This is a genomic window from Peribacillus sp. P4_C12, from assembly GCF_056402095.1.
Map to the genome: position 1 here is coordinate 1 of NZ_JBFUIB010000938.1, position 983 is coordinate 983.

At 36.9% G+C, this 983-nt stretch carries 2 protein-coding genes; both read left to right on the forward strand.

The window, feature by feature from the left end:
• Positions 1-301: AMP-binding enzyme (locus AC1DUW_RS30410; RefSeq protein ID WP_477644388.1), on the forward strand; the 301-nt coding region annotated here is incomplete at its 5' end.
• Positions 302-386: 85 nt separating this feature from the next.
• Positions 387-983, forward strand: a 597-nt coding sequence (locus tag AC1DUW_RS30415) for an MFS transporter (RefSeq protein ID WP_477644389.1), incomplete at its 3' end; no start/stop codon positions are given.

Here is a 983-nt window from a genome sequence, read left to right on the forward strand (position 1 = left end):
GATAAACCGTGGTGGGGAAAAAATATTCTCGATTGAAGTAGAAAATGTTTTATATAATCATCCAAAAGTATTAGAAGCCGCTGTAGTAGGAATTCCAGATCCTCTCTGGGGCGAAGTCGTAAAAACCTTTATCATACCCAAGGCTGATGAAACCATTGAAAAGCAAGAAATAAAAGATTTTGTTTCCGAATATTTAGCCAATTATAAGGTCCCAACAGAAATTCAATTCGTAGAAGAATTTCCTCGTAATTCGGCAGGCAAAGTTTTAAAGGCCGAGTTGAAGAATCTTCTGCTTAATTAAAATTTCACACTATTTAGTAGTAAAGCATTTCTAATTATTTATTGCGGATTGATTTACCATAATCTATGTAGAGGAAGCGATCAAATTGAATAAAATTGTGAAAAAAGCATGGAACTACCGTTATGTCGTTCTTGTCGTTCTTTGGCTGGTCTATATTATTAATTATTTTGATAGGATGGCAGTCTTAACCTTCCTTCCATTTATTCAGGAAGATTTAAACTTAACCCCAGTCGAAGTAGGCCAACTTGCATCCGTGTTTTTCTTTGCTTATGCTGCTGCTCAAATAAGCGCTGGTTATCTTGCTGATAAAATTGGTCCTAAAAAGGTTATGTACATTGCAATATTTGTATTCACTGTTATTACAGCCTTAACAGGAGCTGTCAAAAACTTCACCCAGTTTTTATTATTACGTATTGGCTTAGGATTTGGAGAAGGACATCATTTTGCCCCAGCGATTCGGGCAATAAACAACTGGTTTCCTCAAAATGAAAAAGGAAGAGCCACTTCTTTTTTCGCAACTTCATGGGCGGTTGCTCCCGCAATTGTGCCAGTTATAGTCACTAGTATCTCTTTCTACTTTTTTGGGGGGGATTGGAGACCGGTATTCTATGTTCTTGCTATTCCGGGTGCGGTTGCAATTTTTTTACTGTGGTTTTTTGTATCGAATACCCCAAAAGAAATG